Source organism: Pseudogracilibacillus sp. SE30717A (assembly GCF_037071985.1).
Lineage (GTDB): Bacteria > Bacillota > Bacilli > Bacillales > Amphibacillaceae > Pseudogracilibacillus.
In genome coordinates, this window is the sequence record NZ_JAXHDF010000004.1 from 42,380 (window position 1) to 61,300 (window position 18,921).

An 18,921-nucleotide genomic window follows, 5' to 3' on the forward strand; every position below is an offset into this window, starting at 1 on the left:
ATTCACTTTATTTCCCTTTTGAGTGAAGCCAATCATTATGTTAATAATTTATTACCAAATCATTAAGAGAACGCGTAAACAGTAGATTTCAACACCTTCCATGATATAATTGATATATGGTCTACTTTCGAAAGGATGAGTGGTATGTCTAAAGTAATTAATCTAAAAGTAAAGAATAATTTGATAAATCTGGACGCTACTGAAATTGCTGAGCTAATTAAGGCAAAACAAGTAACTAGTGAAGAAGTTACTTCAATCTTAATCGATCATATACAGAAAGTGAATCCTGCATTAAATGCAGTTATTGAAGATCGATTTAGTGAGGCAAAGAAAGAGGCCAAACAAAAAGATAAAGAAATTGATTCCGTTAATTGGGATCTTCAACCGCTATACGGAGTTCCACTTAGTATTAAAGAATCATTACACGTTAAAGGTATGAAAACGACTGGTGGAATTGTACATAGAAAAGATTTAATTATGTCAACAGATTCCGATGTAGTACATAAATTAAAACGAGCTGGTGCAATTATCTTATGTAAAACAAACACTCCATCCCTTTGTTTTTGCCATGAAACGGACAATAAACTGTATGGAAGAACGAATAATGCTTGGAATAAGAAACGCACTGCTGGTGGCTCAAGTGGTGGTGAAGCAGCTCTTATTGGGGTTGGAGGGACTCCTGTCGGCATGAGCTCAGACATTGGAGGCTCTATTCGATTTCCAAGCCATTTTAACGGAGTAGTTGGATTTAAACCTGGAAAATTTCAAGTTTCCTCTGAAGGTCATTTTCCACCTGATAATATTCCTTTAAAAACAAGAATGTCCAGTATAGGTCCGATTGGAAAAACGGTCCGTGACGTTCAATTAGTTTATGAAATAATAAAAGAAAAGAAAGAGAAAAAAGCTTTTTATGAAAAAATGCAAATAGAAATATTACCTAATGACAATGGCTTTCCTCTCTCTAAACAAACTGCACTCTTTATGGATAAAATCAGTGAGTATCTAAAAGATTTTTATCAAACAAATATATCCATTCCTCCTTATTTCAATGATAGTGCTACTATTTGGCAAGAAATAATGTCTATTGATGGAGGGAAAGAAATTAGGGATTTAGCATTTAATAGTGATCGCCCTAATATTTGGAAGTCTTATATGCAAGAAAAAATGACGAAAAAAACTCCTGTCCATCTGTATTTGTCTTGGGCTCTACTTGGTGCTAATCTATTTAAACCGTCCAAAAAGAGAAAGAAAGAGATAGAGGCATTTATCGAAGAGGGAGACAGAGCTTTAAATAGTTACTTAAAAAATCGCTTGCTCATATTCCCAGTTTATCATTGCAGTGCCTTAAAACATGGGGACTTATTTAAAGAAATTTTCTCAATAAAAAAAACATATACAGAATATATGCCTTATATTGCGTACGCTAATGTTTGGGGCCTACCATCTCTAACTATCCCGATTGGATTCGACGAAAAACATTTGCCTATTGGTATTCAAATTATGAGTAGAAATGAAAATGAACATGCCATATTTAAATTAGGAAAATTACTGGAAAGTAAGTTTGGCGGGTATATTAGAAGCACTATTTATGATTGATGATCAATCATTTCTGTAACAAAATTCCATCACTTTTACCCTTATACATCTTCGTTAATAGGAGACAATAACCTTGGAAAGGATGATGGAAATGCAGAAAGAAAAAGACAACGAAAAATATGATAATCGATTTTCTGAGATATCAAACGTAGAACAACAACATGACATTTTGATTCCTGAAGAGTTTCCTGAAGGAGCATTTGGGTCTCCAATTCATAAACATACAAAAGTAGAAAGTAAATCAACGGAATGGGAAAAAGGGCAACAGCGTTCAAGTGCTTTTGTCTTTCCCGACCAAGAACAGCACGACGATTTACCACGTCGGGCACCTGGGTCACATCCTCTACATGATGAATGAGTGGTATGCGCGGTTAGTAGTAAACTAATCGCGCTTTTTTAATCGACCTTTTTTAAAACGAAATATGCACAACCAAAATTACAATACTCGTAAATATAATCATCTAATGTATTAATTTTAGTATCGAATGATGCTTTTGCATTTTCTTCACTATAAAATCCTTTTAACCTTAATTGGTTATATCCCCAATCGCCGACAATAAAATCATATTTCTTTAAAACATCTGCATAACGTTCATTAACTGCTTCTTCTTGAAAACCATCTTTTATATTTTTAATTAATTCGTATTTTTTTCCATTTAATTCAATCATTTTAATCTCCTCGCTGTTTATACGTTTTAGTTTATCATATTTAACAGAAATTTAACATGTATGAAAAACAAAATTTATTCCACAATAAAACATAAGTTTTTAATTAGATTATAAAGGAGTTACTATGTTGCAACTAACATATCGGCTTTTATGTGTATTATCTATTTTACTTATTGTAATCAATTCTTTCACATATTTACATATACTTGCAGCTGAGAAAGAAAACAAATATCCAGAACGATTTGCGCTTTATAAAAAAACAGAGGCAATATCACTTGTTCCATGGTATTACTTAGCTGCTATGGACCAATATGAACGAAATATTGATTTAGCAAAGTCACGCGAAGATCCTCTAGTCTCCATAAATTTCCCAAAAGAATTGTGGTATGGGTTAGGTAATAGCCAACAAATAAACAATATCGAATATATTGAATTATTTAACGGTATAGGAAAAGATGGAAACGGTGATGGAAAAGCTGATCCTAACAATCCAGAAGATATTTTATATACTACTGCCATATTACTAAAGAAAAACGGCTTATCAGATGAAGATATAAAGATCAGTTTATGGGACCATTACAAAAGAGATTTATCCGTTAAAACGATTACGAATAACGCAAAAGTATTTAAACATTTTCAATCAATTGAATTGAAAGATCGTGATTTTCCTGTAGCAATAGACCATAATTATACTTATCGCAGTACTTGGGGAGCTGGTAGAGGTTTTGGGGGTAGACGTATTCATGAAGGTACTGACATTTTTGCCAATTACGGTACTCCTGTAAAATCGACCACATACGGTGTTGTTGAACTAAAAGGATGGAATTTATATGGCGGATGGCGAATTGGAATACGGGATATTTTTAATATTTATCATTATTATGCTCATCTTAATGGTTACAATGATGAAATACAAGTTGGAGATATTGTGAAACCAGGAGATGTTTTAGGTAGTGTTGGTTCCAGCGGTTATGGGCCCCCTGGTACTTCTGGAAAATTTCCTCCTCATTTACATTATGGAATGTATCAGGATAATGGGAGGAATGAATGGTCATTTGATCCATATCCATATTTGAAAAGATGGGAAAGAATGTCTTTAGATAAAAAAAGCAACTAATTTATAAATAAGAAAAGTAAAATTATTTCAATGTTTCACTTTATGAAGTATCAAGCTTACTATGAGGCTAAGATTTTCATCAAAGAAAAGTCGAACTATACGGTTTCTTATGTTCCAGCTGCTTTAGTTTTTTATCGTTGAGATAGAAAAATTGAATTCATAAAAAATGGTTTTTATTATCACAAAATGATAATAAAAACCATTCTCATTATTTAGTACCTATATTCACAAATCCACCCAGATTATCTTCCTTTTGCCTTATTAACAGCATTTACGATACTGGCGACAAGGCCTCCCCATATAATGACGATACCGATTACCATCATAATAAGTGCACTAGCGCTCATCATTTTCACCTTCCTCAAGGTTAAATTTTACATTTCATGTTAGTTATTAACGTTACTAATGTCCTCCGTTTCTTCCTTGGCGCTCGTATTTGATCTCCATTTGATAAGCGAGAAAACAATACCAATTACAAGGGCTCCTATGGCAACTGCCCAACCGCCCCACATAATAAACATATTTGAATAACCTTCATAGTTACCCGTTTCTGTATCGAAACCTCTCATTATGTTTAATCTCAATAAGTCGATCATCATCCAGCCAAGTACTATTGGAGTAATAACGGCTAAACTAATCGTCCACCACGAACCAAGTTTAATATCCGAGATCTCGTTTGCATGGTTCTTAAATAAGCCTAGTTTACGTAAAATCCATGCAATTAAGATGACTTCTACTAAACCTAATGCAGCGACTCCAAATTGGTTAATAAAATAATCTGCAGCGTCTAAGAAATATAATCCACCTTGGGTTGCAAAAATTATCGAGAGGATTGCCGCTAGCCCCCCTCCAAATAGTACTGATTTTGTTCTAGAAATATTAAATTTCTCTGCAACTCCGGCAACAAACGTTTCAACAATTGAAATTAACGAGGTCAGTCCTGCCAATACGAGTGATAAGAAAAATAGTAAACCGAAAAACTCATTAAAGGCCGGAAACTCATTGATAATTGCCGGGAATACGACAAATGCTAACCCTACTCCACCTGCAACAACTTCATCAATACCTACGCCTTGTGAAGTCGCCATAAATCCTAGGATTGCGAAAACTCCAATACCAGCTAACAACTCAAAACCTGAGTTACTAAATCCAGTAATAAAAGCATTATTTGTTATGTCCGATTTTTTAGGTAAGTAACTTGAATAAGTAATCATGATAGCGAATGCAATCGATAAACTAAAGAATATTTGACCATATGCAGCTACCCAAACATGTGGGGATAAAATTTGAGTAAAGTCTGGTTTAAAAAATGCATCTAATCCTGTTAATGCTCCAGGTAATGTAACTGCACGAATAACAACGATTAGAAAAACGATTACTAGAGTTGGTATCATTATTCTGTTAGCGATTTCAATTCCACGTTTAACTCCACGTATAAGTACACCAAGCACAATGATCCATACAATGATCAACGGGAAGAATACACCAGGTACGAGGCTGCCCATTTGTCCTGGAACGTCAGCAAGATGTAAATAATCTCCAAATAAAAATCCTTCTGTATCCTCGCCCCACGATAAATTAATTGAAAAATATGAGTACGATATTGCCCAGGCAATAATTACTGAGTAATAAGTAGCAATTACAAAGGCTACGGCTACTGCCCACCAACCAATTCCTTCTGCTTTTTTGGTCATACGACGATACGTGAGTGGTGCGGAACCGCGATATTTATGTCCCATTGTAAATTCCATAATTAAAATAGGAATTCCAGCGGTTAATAACGCGAAAAGATAAGGAATAAAAAATGCTCCCCCACCGTTCTCATAAGCAACTGCCGGGAAACGCCAAATATTTCCTAATCCAACTGCTGAACCAATTGCGGCCAATACGAATCCGGCTCTCGTCCCCCATTGTGAACGTCCTTCCATCATTTACTTCCCCCTTTATGGTAGACAGGCATTTTAATATACAAAAAATCCCTGTCATTAATTGTTAATATTATAGCAATAGTTTATATTTATGTCAAAATACATTTTATTTTCTATCAATTTAAATTAGTTACATTAATTATTCGGTTTTTGGCTTTCTTGGAACAGAAATAGAAGGTCCACCTGAATCTCCAGCATTATAAAATTCCGGGACATCGCCCATAATCACTCTTGAATCAATAAACACATTTGTACTAACTTCAGCAGTCGCTGTTGAGAAAGGCACAACAATTTTAATATTTACATCTACTGGAATATATATTTCAACTAAGGCAGCATTAACTCCAAATTCTTTTACTTCATGAACAACATCAGAACGTAGACTACCAATTATTTCAAAATGGACAGGTATTTTCGGTCCTAAGTTTGCTAATACGGTATTCCCAGTCGCTTGACCTAAAGGTATTTCTACTACTGTAGGATCTTTTGCAGCCAAATCTCCAACTGAATCTCCAAACTCGATTGGTTGTAAATCTGGATCATTTACATCTATCTGTTGGCCTTTGTTCATCCCATATAAGAAATACTCTGCTCTTTCGGTAGTCGTTCGTAACGCTCGATTTACCGCATCTGCATCCCAACCTAATGTAGCAACATTTCCGTTATTATCCATTTGAATATCAACCAGATCATCAAAACTTATATTTTCAGTTGATTTTACGGCTGAATTAATCGTTCTTGTTGCAAATTCAATAGTTTTTTCATTTGCAATATCCATTAAAGTCGGCCTTATTCCCCGATCAATTAACCATAAACTTAAGATAATGACGGCTAAAAATATCATTGTTGTGAGTAATAATAAATAACGAACTGGAGGTGGTGACCTTCTTCGGGTAAAAACTCGCATTTGATTTTGTCGCAAAATAAAAACCTCCCTAAAACAATATATGATTGTTTTAAAGAGGTTAGACTAGTTGTCTTATGCTTTAAATAGTCTTCGGTTGATGATTTATTAAGCAATTTTTAATAATGCTTCTTTCCCTAACATACCTACTTCCCATCCATGTTCTCTTGAAGCATCTGTAATCCGTTCTAAAGGGGCATCAAGTAATTGATCAATAGTTCTTACACCCACTGCTCTCCCAGCGATCACTTTTCGTTCTTTTAATTTTTCATTAAGAATGTCAACATCTAGTGCGGCGCACATAATATAACCAATCTCATTACTTACTATTAACAGATTAGTCTTCGGTAATTCTACGCGGATCGCGGTAAAAATATTGCCTTCAATTTCAACCGGATTAATCGTAATCACCTAATCACTCCTTCTCATATTACCACTATAATGTATGCAAAATGATTAGATTTGACACTATTATCGAGTATGTCCGTAATCCTTTAGTGTTTCTACTAATAGGTCACGTAAAAACTCAGGTAGAAATAAATCTTTTTTCTCCGACTTTGCAATCTCCGGAAGAAGTCTTCCAAACGTAAATATATCGGCAGTAACTAATTTATATTTTTTATCAGGTTGAAGGGGGGCATCATTAAAATATACTTCTTTTACAAATTCTTGTCCGTTGGCATGAAACGCTGTTTTGACATCCAATTTTGCAAACACCATGCGACCAATGATAACCCCACGAAACCCAAAACCTTTTAATTGGAAGTTAATAAATTGATCTGTAAGCGAAGCGCGAATAACTTCGAGAAGTTCATCACCTGTTAAATATACAACACAAGGATTAATCGGGTGAGGACAAATACGATGTACATCTTTATATGTAACGTCTCCGGCAGCGAAATCATCCAATAATAATCCAGCATTTAACATACCACAGTCAGCATTTGTCCATTCAACTAGTTTTTCTGTCAATCTCTTAATAATTGGAGTTTCGGATAACCAATCGACTTGTATTGGTTCTTCTATCCGGATAATTTTTTTTCCAAGAATTTTATCAACCTTTTCATTCATCGTTTCGATTTCTCGTTCTGTTTTAGCATCTTTTGGTAAATGAGTAATGTTTGTTGTATAAGCTTCCTTGTTAATTAATTTATTCGCAGTATGGTCCCAAGTGAGCCGAACTTCCCCTACATACGCACAATGTTTACCACCTGCAGTTAATAATGTATTATCAACCACCTCACCGGTACGTAAGAGATGATGCGTATGACCGCCAATAATGACATCAATATCATTATATTTCCTTGCTATTTCTTGATCTTCATTTATCCCAAGGTGAGATAGCAACAAAATAATGTCAGTCTTACCTTTCAGCTTGATAAGCTCTCTTTCAATTGCTTCATGTGCCAAGTCTACATGCCAGCCTAGTAAATGATAATAAGGATTAAATGGTGCTGTAAGGCCGATAAATCCAATTTTTACTCCATGTCGAGATTCAACTATTTTTGATGTATGTAACCAAGATGGGTTTTCAGATAATATACATTGCAGATTTGAACAAATAACATCAAAATTTGCTTCATCATACAGATGATAAAAATCTTCATGAGCGAGCGTAATTCCTTCATTATTGCCGACTGTTACCAGATCATAGCTTGCATCATTTAGTAATTTTACATTTGCTTTGCCCATGGTCGCTTCCGTAATCGGGTGTACACGGTCTAAATGATCACCTATATCAATTGTCCAAGAAGATTCCTGACGTTCAGAACTCTCTTGACGTTTTTTCTTTAAAAATGTAACTACTTGTGGCCAGTGTTCAAAATAACTATGTAAATCATTTGTGTAATAAAAGTGAATATGTTCCTTCATCTAATTTCTCCCTAGTGAAAACTTTCAATAATTAATCGAATTGCAGCAATTACGATGACAATCCGTAGTATCCATTCCAACGTTTTTCCTTTAAATAATTTGCTCGTTTTCGCTCCAACAGTTCCCCCTATATACGATCCAATTACAAAAAATAGAACGTATGCCCATACAATATGGCCTAAGGCGATATGAGTTGTAGCACTTATTAAACTAATAAAAAAGATCATAAACATAGAAGTCGCAATCGCTATTTGTACCGGTATACCAAAAAAGAGGATCATTGCCGGAACACTTATTGTGCCCCCGCCAATACCAAATAGTCCTGATAATGCACCGACCGCAAACGATAAAATAAATGCTGGAATATACGTTACATTGTATTGATGTATTTCTCCATCAATTTCAAACGTTCGTGTATTTTTTGTCACTTCAAACTTTTTATTTTTTAATAATTTATTCCGATCCACTAACATCATTGCAAAAATAATAAGCATTAAGATTCCAAAGTATAAAGAAAAATCATTCATATCTAGCTTCGTATTAATCCAAGACCCAAAAATACTGCCTGGTAAACTTCCAATTAGGAAAATAACTCCAGTTTTCACATCAACTCTGCCTATTTTATAGTAAGCGATGGTTGAGGACAAGCCTGTAAACACCATGGTAATTAAAGAGATTCCTACAATAGTTTGTGGCGTGGCCCAAGAAAAGTTTCCAAAATTATCATACAGAAATAACATTGCCGGAACAAAAATAATTCCTCCACCAAGGCCAACCAAACTCCCTACAAAAGCCGAAATAAAACCGATCAATAATGATATTAAAATAATAATAATCAAAACAAATCACTAATCCTTGTTGTATATATTTGTAGTACCTATAGTAACACCCGTCCGCATACATTTCTAGAAAAGTAAATTATTTTAATAAGGATTATCCTCTTTTTATTCAAGATTCTGATTAGAAAAGAACAATATAAAAGTGCAATTGCATTCGTCAAGCTACTAAATTAGAAGCTTGACGAATTGGTCCATGATGAGTTATGCGAGCTGTATGACCTAGACTGGATGGATGCAAAGTAGGATAGTGGGCAGGCGAGGTGTTTGCCGAGTCGATTCAGTGGATGCGAAGTGACATGCGATCTACGCTAAGTATATTCAACAGATACGAAGTGACACGCGAGGTTCACTCAGTCGGATTCATCTTATGTAAGAAGGCGCATATTACTTGATAAGTCTAAGCTGCGCTTTAAATCTTCAATAACAAATATAAGTCCGAACGATGATTCAAATTAGAAATTTAAATCACAGTTCAGATCTTTTACAGGATTAATACAATTTAGTATCAACCATATATAACTTATTAACCGATTGAACCTTCTATCTCATACGAAAGAAACATTACGTTTTTTTCTTCAGGATATACTTGTAATTGTCATTTAATAAATATAGGTTGTGATGGTATGATGATTAGAGTTAATGTATTATAAAATATGGATTCATTGTATATTAGAGGTTTTTATTCAATAAAACTCTCAAAGCTTGTTCAACTAACTGGCAGAATAATAAAATTTGCTCCTGAAGCAATTTATAACAAGTAGGCATTCATTAGTATACGTGGAAACATTAAGGAGGAAAAAACTTGTATCAAAACTACGAAGAATTTAAGTCATTGGACTGGGAGAAAATCAAAATTCCTAAGATAATAAATATAAGTATACTTAGCCTTATTGTTATAAGTATTTTGGTAGGGCAATATTTTGTTTCGCTCATCGAATTATTAAAATTAATAAAAAAAATGCCTTTATTAATACTTGTGATCCCTCTATTAATATTGTTGTATCTTGTTTTACACGAATTAATACATGGAATTTTGATGAAATATTTTAGTGGAATAAGTCCACAGTATGGCTTTAGTGGGCCTTTCATATTTGCTAAAAGTGAAGCCGTTTTTGATAAATATGCTTACATATTAATTACACTAGCACCAATGCTAATTTTAGGAATTATCTCTGTAGTGCTAAGTTTTATCATTCCAGGAACGGGAATTTGGCTAACTATATTTGTATGGATAATTAATCTATATGCTTCAAGAGGTGACTTACAGGCAATAATTTTACTCAAGGGTCTTCCACGTTCATATGGTATAAAAGATGATGGTGATTCAATTCAAATATATAAACCAATACAATGATTTATTAAGAATGATTACAGTAATTTAAAAGCAATGTGAAGGGTTACACTTAAACTAACGGGTGTTGTTCTCGAATAAGCTTCATAATCAAAAGACCTTAAATATACTCCATTTTTTCAGTGACAAAACAGTGACGACTTCACCATAATATAAGTGTATTGACGCTAATGTAAAATTTATGGTCAAATATTAATAATTAGTATTGTATTCAACTAAAATCTATCATGTTGGTTCAAATTGGTTCAAGAAGTATCATTTTTAATCTTTTTTCATATATTTTTATCCCTTCTTAAACACGTAGAATGTTGATATGAATGGATTACAATAGATTTGATATACTTATAATTCATAAGTATATTTCTCAAAACATTGATTTAATATGATGTTTGAATAATTCACTTATCACATCAAATCATAGAGAGTCATTTCATTTAGGCACAAATTAGGCATAGCCAAAAACACCCTTGCCACAAACGTTGTTGTGACAAGGGTTAATGGTATTATCCAATGCTTCCTTCCATCTCATACGAAATGAGTCGGTTCATTTCAACCGCATATTCCATTGGAAGTTCTCTTGTAAATGGTTCGATAAAGCCCATTACGATCATATCAGTGGCTTCTTGTTCTCCCAAACCTCTACTCATAAGGTAGAATAACTGTTCTTCTGATACTTTTGAAACTTTCGCTTCGTGTTCCAATGAGATATTATCATTATAAATTTCATTATATGGAATAGTATCTGATGTAGATTCGTTATCCATAATGAGCGTATCACACTCAATATTTGAACGAGCTCCATCTGCTTTACGTCCAAAGTGAACGATTCCGCGGTAAGATACTTTTCCTCCATCTTTCGAAATCGATTTTGAAACAATCGAAGAAGATGTGTTTGGTGCTAAATGATACATTTTTGCACCTGCATCTTGGTGTTGACCTTTACCTGCTAAAGCAATAGAAATCGTCACACCGCGTGCACCTTCTCCACGAAGTAAAATAGATGGATATTTCATCGTTAATTTAGATCCCATATTACCGTCGATCCATTCCATTGTTGCATTCGCTTCACATGTAGCTCTTTTTGTAACTAGGTTATATACGTTGTTTGCCCAGTTTTGAATTGTTGTATAACGGCATGTAGCATCCTTTTTAACAAAGATTTCAACAACTGCACTATGAAGTGAATTCGTTGTATAAACAGGCGCAGTACATCCTTCTACATAATGAACAGATGCACCTTCATCAACAATAATAAGTGTTCTTTCGAATTGCCCCATATTTTCAGAGTTAATTCGGAAGTAAGCCTGTAAAGGTGCTTTTGCTTCTACACCTTTTGGTACGTAAATAAACGAACCACCAGACCATACTGCTGTGTTAAGAGCAGCAAATTTATTATCAGATGCTGGAACTACTTTACCGAAGTACTCTTTAAAAATCTCTTCATGTTCTTGAAGTGCAGAGTCTGTATCAGAGAAAATGATACCTAATTCTGCAAGATCTTTTTCTAGACTTTGGTATACTACTTCGGATTCATACTGTGCAGATACTCCTGCTAAATACTTTTGTTCAGCTTCCGGGATACCTAATCGATCAAACGTCTGTTTAATTTCTTCAGGTACTTCATCCCAAGATCTACCTTGTTTCTCAGATGGTTTTACATAGTAGATAATCTCATCAAAATCTAGTTCTGATAAGTCTCCACCCCATTGAGGCATTGGTTTTTTATAAAATATATCTAAAGCTTTTAAACGTTCTTCTAACATCCATTCAGGTTCATTTTTCATGCGGGAGATTTCTTCAACAATATTTTTTGTTAGTCCTCTTTCCGTACGAAATACCGACACATCTCGATCATGGAACCCATATTTATACTCGCCAACATCAGGCATATTTTTCGCCACGTAAAAAACCTCCTTCGTTTTTCTAGGCGGTTAGAAAGTAAGAAATACTCTTACTGCTCACTGGAAATTTTTTAATCTGCCGTCTGACTATAAAAGACAGCACCAGTGCTAACCATTGCTTTACTTACTTACTTTCTCCATCGCTTTCCAAGGAAGCGTTGCGCATTTAATTCGCGCTGGAAAATTGGATACACCTTGTAATGCTTCTATATCTTCTAACCCAAAATCATCTACATTAACATCCTGCCCGAGCATCATTTTTGAAAAAAGTTCTGACATCTCGAGTGCTTCATCAATCTTTTTTCCTTTTATTGCTTGAGTCATCATCGAAGCAGATGCAAGGCTAATGGAACATCCTTCACCTGTAAATTTCACATCTTCAACAATGTCTCCATCTAATTTAAATTGTAAGAAAATGCGATCTCCACACGTAGGATTATTCATCTCAACCGTCAAAGTTTCATCTTCAAATGTTCCTCGATTTCGTGGATGCTTATAATGGTCCATGATGACTTGTCGGTATAATGTGTCTAAATTAATATGCGACATTACCAAAATACTCCTTTGTTTTCACCAGACCTTCGGCTAAACGATCAATGTCTTCTTCCGTATTATATAAATACATACTCGCACGTGCAGTAGCTGAAACATCTAACCATTTCATCAACACTTGGGCACAATGGTGGCCCGCACGAACAGCAATTCCTTCCATATCCAATACAGTCGACACATCATGCGGATGGACATCATCTAAATTAAATGTCACGAGTGCTGCACGATCTTTTGGTCCATAAATAGTAAGACCTTCAATTTCATTCAAGCGTTCTTGTGCATATTTTGCTAATTTTTTATCATGTTGTAAAATATTATCCATCCCTATATCTGTAAGGAAATCAATTGCTGCACCAAGACCAATAGCTCCAGCTATAATTGGAGTCCCTCCCTCAAACTTCCAAGGAAGCTCCTTCCATGTTGAGTCGTATTTCTCAACAAAATCAATCATTTCTCCGCCAAACTCAACTGGCTCCATTTGTTGTAAAAGTTCTTCTTTTCCATATAATACACCTATTCCAGTTGGAGCACACATCTTATGCCCAGAAAAAGTATAGAAATCACAATCCAAATCTTGGACATCCACTTTCATATGTGGTGCACTCTGAGCTCCATCAACAGCGATGATTGCACCATTTTCGTGAGCGATTTTTGCAATTTCCTTAACCGGATTTATCGTTCCTAGTACGTTTGATAAATGGGTGATCGCTACAATTTTCGTTTTATCCGTAATTGTATTTTTCACATTTTCAATAGAAACTGTTCCATCTTCTTGTAATGGAATATATTTTAAAGTAGCTCCAGTAATTTTAGCTACTTGTTGCCATGGAATTATATTACTATGGTGTTCCATCGGTGTAATAACAATTTCATCATCGGCTTTAACATTTTGTAGCCCATAACTTTGCGCAACCATATTTATTCCTGTTGTAGTTCCTCGGTTAAAAATAATTTCTGCTGTACTACGAGCATTGATAAAACGTCTGACCTTCTCTCGAGCACCTTCATATAAGTCGGTAGCTCGAGATCCGAGTGTATGAACACCTCTATGAACGTTTGAATTCGTTAGTCGATAATAGTTATCTACCGCTTCAATAACCGGTATTGGTTTTTGAGAAGTTGCCGAAGAATCAAGATAAACTAAAGGATGGCCATTCACTTCCTGATCCAAAATTGGGAACTGTTTACGAATTGCTCGTATATCCATTAGCTTAATTTCCCTTCAATTAACTGAGTCAACTGATTTTTAATCGTTTGGATAGGTAGTTCACTAACAACCGGTGCTAAAAATCCGTGAATGACTAGTCTTTCTGCTTCTTCTTTTGTAATACCTCTGCTTTGTAGATAGTATAGTTGCATATCATCTATACGACCGACTGAAGCCGCGTGACCAGCAGTTACATCGTCTTCATCAATAAGTAAGATTGGGTTTGCATCCCCACGAGCATCTCCACTTAACATGAGTACTCTTGATTCTTGCTCTGCATTGGCCCGAGTTGCTCCATTTTCAATTTTCCCAATAGCATTAAAGATAGCAGTTGTTTTACCGCTAAGTACTCCTCTTTGAGAAATTTGTCCGTCTGTATCTAACCCGACGTGAACTGTTTTCGCTGTAAAGTTCTGCGTTTGTTTCCCGCGTCCTACAGTTACTGTTCTTGCATTAACAGAAGAATTATCACCAATTAGATTAGTAACGTTCTCAGATACTGTATTTCCTTCATTCATCTGACCTAATGCCCAATCGATTGTAGCATCTCTATAAGCCACTCCACGTCGATTGATATAAGAAGTAGTTCCAGCTGCAAAATGGTCAACAGCACCAAAAGAAACTTTTGCATTATCATGTGCAAATACTTCAGTAATAATATTGGATACTGTTTGTTCTGACTCATTATCGGAGATATAGTTTTCAACATATGTTACTTCACTATTTTCCTCTGCAACTACAATTACATGATTAAATAAAGCTGCTTCACGATCCTCTTGCCAGAATAATGTTTGTAAAGGTACATCGACTTGTACATTTTTTGGTACGTATACAAATACTCCACTATTCATTAAAGCTGCATGTAAGGCAGTTAGCTTATGCTCATCAATACCAACTGCATCTTTCATATAATACTTTTCAACGAGCTCTCCATGTTCCTTAAGAGCAGTAAATATATCTGTGAAGATAACACCTTTATTTTTTAAATCATCACTTAATGCAGCATAAGCAACCGATTGGTTACGTAAAATCACAATATTTTCAGGTATGTTCTCTTCATCAATAAAATCTTTTAATTCTTCAGGAACATTTTTTAAATCAGAGATCGCTTCTCCCTTTGCTCCATGTTTAAATTGGGTGAAATTCCATCTTGTAATATTCGTTTTATCAGGTTTAGGTAGATCAAGGGATTGTGCTAGATCTAAACCTTTTAAGCGTAAAGATGTCATCCAACTTGGTTCATTATTTTCTTTAGAAAATTGTTCAATATATTCATTATTATATGGAACCGTAGTAATTGTCGTCATTGAACTATCTCCCTCCTACCTTAAGCTTTTTGACCAACCGTTTCGTCTTCAATACCTAGTTCTTCTTTAACCCATTCGTACCCTTCTGCTTCTAATCGTTCTGCAAGTTCTGGCCCACCAGACTTAACAACTTTACCTTGCATAACAATATGAACAAAATCAGGTTTAATATAGTTTAATAAGCGTTGGTAGTGGGTAATAATTAAGCAACCCAATCCTGTTTCTTCACGTACTTTGTTCACTCCGTCAGAAACAATTTTCAAAGCATCAATATCAAGACCAGAGTCAATTTCATCTAGGATAGCAATGCCTGGTTTTAACATCATTAGTTGAAGGATCTCGTTTCGTTTCTTTTCTCCACCTGAGAATCCTTCGTTAAGATAACGTTGAGCCATGTTTTGGTCAATTTCAAGATCATCTAAAGCACTATCCATTTCTTTAATAAATTTCATTAAAGAAATTTCGTCTCCTTCTTCTCGACGTGCATTAATGGAAGAACGTAAAAAATCTGACGTTGTTACTCCACTAATTTCACTTGGGTACTGCATTCCTAAAAACAGACCTGCACGTGCACGTTCATCTACTTCCATTTCAAGTACGTCTTCGCCATTAAGAGTAATAGACCCTTTTGTTACTTCAAACTTAGGGTGTCCCATAATAGCTGCAGCAAGTGTTGATTTCCCAGTACCATTTGGTCCCATCACTGCGTGGAACTCACCACTTTTTATTGTTAGGGTAATCCCTTTTAATATCTCATTACCTTCAATTGAAACATGAAGATCCTTAATTTCTAATGTATACTCTGACATATTGATACCTCCACATACTTGTAATATATTTGAAATTGGTCATTAGCCAATCATCAACCTATTCTCAACTCAATCTTAGCTGATTAAAAAATAATTATCAAATATAATGGTAAAGTAAGTAACGAGTTATATAGTTTTTCAAATAAATGTGTTTCATAACAAATTACTTATTTTTTCCATTCCCATTCTCATTTACCACTATATTAATAATAATCGTTCTTATTTAATAGTAAAATAAAATTGCCGATTTGTAAAATAAGATTGATCGAAAAAAAGCTGATCCCTTGTTGAAAAGAGATCAGCATCCTGTCTTTTAGTTTACAGGTACAACCGCACCTTCATATTTCTCAAGAATAAAGTTTTGAATTTCTTCTGAGTGTAGTACTTCAACTAATGTTTTTAATGCTTCGTTATTTTCATCTTCCGTTCTAACTGCAATTACGTTAACATATGGTGAATCGTCTTCTTCCCTATATATAGAATCTTTTTGTGGGTCAAGACCGGCACCAATTGCATAGTTTGTATTAATTACGACTAGTGCATCTTCTTCCGTCTCATACAATTCTGGTAAGAAGGCAGGCTCATAATCTGGTGTGAACGTTAGGTCTTTCGAATTTTCTACAATATCATCAATCGTTGCTTTATCCACTACAACATCATCTGCTAACTTAATTAGCCCTGCTTCTTGAAATAAGCCTAAAATACGACCATGATCGGAAACTGAATTACTTAAAATAACTTCTGTCCCTTCAGGAATATTTTCAATATCTGTAATTGATTTTGAATAAATTCCTATCGGTTCTATATGAATACCACCAATATGTGTTAATTCATATCCTGTATCCTCAATTGTTTGTTCTAGATAAGGTATATGCTGGAAGTAGTTTGCATCTAATTCACCATTAGCTAAATCATCATTTGGTAAAATATAATCCTCATATGGCTCAATCTCAAGCGTTATTCCTTTTTCAGCTAAAATCGGTTGTGCTTTTTCTAAAATTTCCGCATGTGGGATACTGGAAGCTCCTATCTTAATAGTTACTTCTTGATCTGTTTCTGCTTTATCATCATTTGTTGCTTCTTCAGCTTTGTCTGTATTTCCGCCACCACAAGCTGCTAATACTAAAATTAGTAGAACGGAAAATAATGCAAGTAGTTTTTTCATTTAATAAATCCCCTTTATCTTTTGTCTAGTTTTTTTGACGTGAAGTCACCAATAAACTGGAATATAAATACTATAAGTACAATAATAACGGAACAAATAAACACAATATCAAAGGCTCTACGCTGGAAACCAGCATAATATGCATAACTTCCAAGTCCTCCTGCACCAATTGCACCTGCCATCGCCGTATAACCGATAAGTGCAATTGCCGTAACAGTTATACCTGAAATTAATGCGGGCATCGACTCGGGAAGCAAAACCTTAAATATAATTGAACGTGTACTAGCTCCCATAGATTGTGCTGCCTCAATAACACCTTTGTCTATTTCTTTTAGAGCAATCTCCACTAATCTTCCATAGAATGGAGCAGCACCAATAATTAAAGCTGGCAACGCTGCATTCGGCCCTCTTATCGTCCCAATTAAAAAGTACGTAAATGGGAACAAAAGTAAGATCAAGATTATAAATGGGACTGCACGAAACACATTGACAAGAGTAGCTGTGATAAAATTAATTACTTTATTTTCCCAAAGACCGTCTTTGGCAGTGAGATATAATAGTAATCCAAGTAACACGCCTAAAATAAATGTTCCAGTTAGCGCTATTAACGTCATATAAAACGTTTCATACGTCGCTGTCATGAGTTTGTCCCAATCTAAATTAGCAAAATCAAGTGTCATCTCGAATCACCTCTACTTCCACTGAGGCTTTTTTAATGAAATTAATAGCTTCATTGATTTCGTCTTTATTTCCTACCATTTGAACAATTAAAATGCCCAATATGCCATTTTGTGTTTGTGTGATTTTCCCTTGGATTATATTCGTATCAATAGAAAACTTTTTTGACACTTCACTTATTAAAGCTTCATTTGCAAATGTTCCTAAAAAATGGAGACGTAGTACTTTGCCACGTTTCTCTACATGTTCTAGGATATTATCAACACTCTCTTCAACATCTGGATTTGCCATGACTTGTTCCACAAATTTTTTCGTTACAGCTTGTTCAGGTTGAGAAAATACATCCAAAACATTTCCTGTCTCTACAATTTTTCCTTTTTCCATAACTGCTACCCGATTACATATTTTGCGAATCACATGCATCTCATGCGTTATTAAAATAATGGTAAGACCAAGTTTTTTATTAATATCGACTAGCAAATCAAGGATAGAATTCGTAGTTTCTGGATCCAGTGCTGAAGTCGCTTCATCGCAGAGGAGAACTTTCGGATCGTTAGCAAGCGCACGAGCAATCCCTACTCTTTGCTTTTGTCCTCCACTTAATTGAGATGGATAAGCTTTTTCTCTGCCAGTAAGACCGACTAAATCGATCAGTTCTTGAACTCTTTTAGTTCGTTCTGTTTTCGGAACTCCAGCTATTTCTAGTGGAAAAGCAATGTTCTCTTCTGTTGTTCGTGACCATAAAAGATTAAAATGTTGGAAAATCATCCCGATTTCTTGGCGAGCCTGTCTTAAATTTCTGCCTTTTAATTTTGTCATCTCTTTACCATCAATAATAATGGATCCATCTGAAGGCTCTTCCAAGCGATTAAGTAACCGTACTAGTGTACTTTTCCCCGCGCCACTATACCCTATTACACCAAAGATTTCGCCTTCTTTTATTTCTAGAGATAAGGAATCTACTGCTGTAATTGGTTTTTTATCTAGTGTAAAAACTTTCTTTAAATTTTGTATTGAAATCATGAT

General features: G+C 34.9%; 19 protein-coding genes. 4 read left to right on the plus strand and 15 right to left on the minus strand.

Annotated features, from left to right (window positions below; all coding sequences use genetic code 11):
- Window positions 1-144 precede the first annotated feature (144 nt).
- Together SPD48_RS07245 and SPD48_RS07250 are read left to right on the plus strand one after the other, a co-directional pair.
- Entirely contained in the window at window positions 145-1,596 is a 1,452-nt protein-coding gene (locus SPD48_RS07245) for an amidase (protein WP_336257422.1), read from the plus strand.
- Between the two features lie 82 nt (window positions 1,597-1,678).
- Window positions 1,679-1,954 (plus strand): hypothetical protein, encoded by a 276-nt coding sequence (locus SPD48_RS07250; RefSeq protein WP_336257717.1) that lies wholly within the window; start codon window positions 1,679-1,681, stop codon window positions 1,952-1,954.
- Between the two features lie 38 nt (window positions 1,955-1,992).
- Here SPD48_RS07250 and SPD48_RS07255 read toward each other — a convergent pair whose 3' ends face one another.
- On the minus strand, window positions 1,993-2,265 hold the full coding sequence (locus SPD48_RS07255; protein ID WP_336257423.1) for a YutD family protein: 273 nt from the start codon (window positions 2,263-2,265) through the stop codon (window positions 1,993-1,995).
- A 127-nt stretch (window positions 2,266-2,392) separates the two neighbouring features.
- On the opposite strand from SPD48_RS07255, the gene SPD48_RS07260 reads away from it, so the two are divergent.
- Window positions 2,393-3,382 (plus strand): M23 family metallopeptidase, encoded by a 990-nt coding sequence (locus SPD48_RS07260; protein ID WP_336257424.1) that lies wholly within the window; start codon window positions 2,393-2,395, stop codon window positions 3,380-3,382.
- A 242-nt stretch (window positions 3,383-3,624) separates the two neighbouring features.
- On the opposite strand, the gene SPD48_RS07265 is transcribed toward SPD48_RS07260, so the two are convergent.
- The 6 genes from SPD48_RS07265 to SPD48_RS07290 all read right to left on the minus strand — a co-directional run bounded on the left by SPD48_RS07265 (window position 3,625) and on the right by SPD48_RS07290 (window position 8,925).
- Window positions 3,625-3,729: a methionine/alanine import family NSS transporter small subunit gene (locus SPD48_RS07265; RefSeq protein ID WP_336257425.1), complete on the minus strand. Its 105-nt coding sequence runs from the start codon at window positions 3,727-3,729 to the stop codon at window positions 3,625-3,627.
- 39 nt (window positions 3,730-3,768) lie between these two features.
- On the minus strand, window positions 3,769-5,310 hold the full coding sequence (locus tag SPD48_RS07270) for a sodium-dependent transporter (protein WP_336257718.1): 1,542 nt from the start codon (window positions 5,308-5,310) through the stop codon (window positions 3,769-3,771).
- Between the two features lie 139 nt (window positions 5,311-5,449).
- Window positions 5,450-6,232, minus strand: a complete 783-nt coding sequence (gene yunB, locus SPD48_RS07275) for a sporulation protein YunB (RefSeq protein WP_336257426.1) — start codon at window positions 6,230-6,232, stop codon at window positions 5,450-5,452.
- A 90-nt stretch (window positions 6,233-6,322) separates the two neighbouring features.
- Window positions 6,323-6,625, minus strand: a complete 303-nt coding sequence (locus SPD48_RS07280) for a YunC family protein (protein WP_336257427.1) — start codon at window positions 6,623-6,625, stop codon at window positions 6,323-6,325.
- A gap of 60 nt (window positions 6,626-6,685) precedes the next feature.
- Entirely contained in the window at window positions 6,686-8,086 is a 1,401-nt protein-coding gene (locus tag SPD48_RS07285) for a bifunctional metallophosphatase/5'-nucleotidase (protein WP_336257428.1), read from the minus strand.
- A gap of 11 nt (window positions 8,087-8,097) precedes the next feature.
- Window positions 8,098-8,925 (minus strand): sulfite exporter TauE/SafE family protein, encoded by an 828-nt coding sequence (locus SPD48_RS07290; RefSeq protein ID WP_336257429.1) that lies wholly within the window; start codon window positions 8,923-8,925, stop codon window positions 8,098-8,100.
- Window positions 8,926-9,727: 802 nt separating this feature from the next.
- On the opposite strand from SPD48_RS07290, the gene SPD48_RS07295 reads away from it, so the two are divergent.
- The gene (locus tag SPD48_RS07295; protein ID WP_336257430.1) at window positions 9,728-10,279 is read left to right on the plus strand and encodes a DUF3267 domain-containing protein; all 552 of its coding nucleotides are present in this window, start codon (window positions 9,728-9,730) and stop codon (window positions 10,277-10,279) included.
- A gap of 500 nt (window positions 10,280-10,779) precedes the next feature.
- Here SPD48_RS07295 and sufB read toward each other — a convergent pair whose 3' ends face one another.
- The 8 genes from sufB to SPD48_RS07335 form a co-directional block, all read right to left on the minus strand.
- Window positions 10,780-12,177 carry a Fe-S cluster assembly protein SufB gene (gene sufB / locus SPD48_RS07300; RefSeq protein WP_336257431.1) on the minus strand — a complete coding sequence of 466 codons (1,398 nt, stop codon included), beginning with the start codon at window positions 12,175-12,177 and terminating at the stop codon, window positions 10,780-10,782.
- 120 nt (window positions 12,178-12,297) lie between these two features.
- A complete protein-coding gene (gene sufU / locus SPD48_RS07305) occupies window positions 12,298-12,726 on the minus strand; it encodes a Fe-S cluster assembly sulfur transfer protein SufU (protein ID WP_336257432.1) in 429 nt (142 codons plus the stop codon).
- Window positions 12,713-13,936 carry a cysteine desulfurase gene (locus SPD48_RS07310; RefSeq protein ID WP_336257433.1) on the minus strand — a complete coding sequence of 408 codons (1,224 nt, stop codon included), beginning with the start codon at window positions 13,934-13,936 and terminating at the stop codon, window positions 12,713-12,715. The genes sufU and SPD48_RS07310 overlap by 14 nt, the downstream gene beginning before the upstream one ends.
- A complete protein-coding gene (sufD, locus tag SPD48_RS07315) occupies window positions 13,936-15,243 on the minus strand; it encodes a Fe-S cluster assembly protein SufD (RefSeq protein ID WP_336257434.1) in 1,308 nt (435 codons plus the stop codon). The genes SPD48_RS07310 and sufD overlap by 1 nt, the downstream gene beginning before the upstream one ends.
- Before the next feature lie 20 nt (window positions 15,244-15,263).
- Window positions 15,264-16,052: a Fe-S cluster assembly ATPase SufC gene (gene sufC / locus SPD48_RS07320; protein ID WP_336257435.1), complete on the minus strand. Its 789-nt coding sequence runs from the start codon at window positions 16,050-16,052 to the stop codon at window positions 15,264-15,266.
- 313 nt (window positions 16,053-16,365) lie between these two features.
- On the minus strand, window positions 16,366-17,217 hold the full coding sequence (locus tag SPD48_RS07325) for a MetQ/NlpA family ABC transporter substrate-binding protein (protein WP_336257436.1): 852 nt from the start codon (window positions 17,215-17,217) through the stop codon (window positions 16,366-16,368).
- A gap of 14 nt (window positions 17,218-17,231) precedes the next feature.
- Window positions 17,232-17,897 carry a methionine ABC transporter permease gene (locus SPD48_RS07330; RefSeq protein WP_336257437.1) on the minus strand — a complete coding sequence of 222 codons (666 nt, stop codon included), beginning with the start codon at window positions 17,895-17,897 and terminating at the stop codon, window positions 17,232-17,234.
- Window positions 17,887-18,918 carry a methionine ABC transporter ATP-binding protein gene (locus SPD48_RS07335; protein WP_336257438.1) on the minus strand — a complete coding sequence of 344 codons (1,032 nt, stop codon included), beginning with the start codon at window positions 18,916-18,918 and terminating at the stop codon, window positions 17,887-17,889. The genes SPD48_RS07330 and SPD48_RS07335 overlap by 11 nt, the downstream gene beginning before the upstream one ends.
- Window positions 18,919-18,921: the final 3 nt, after the last annotated feature.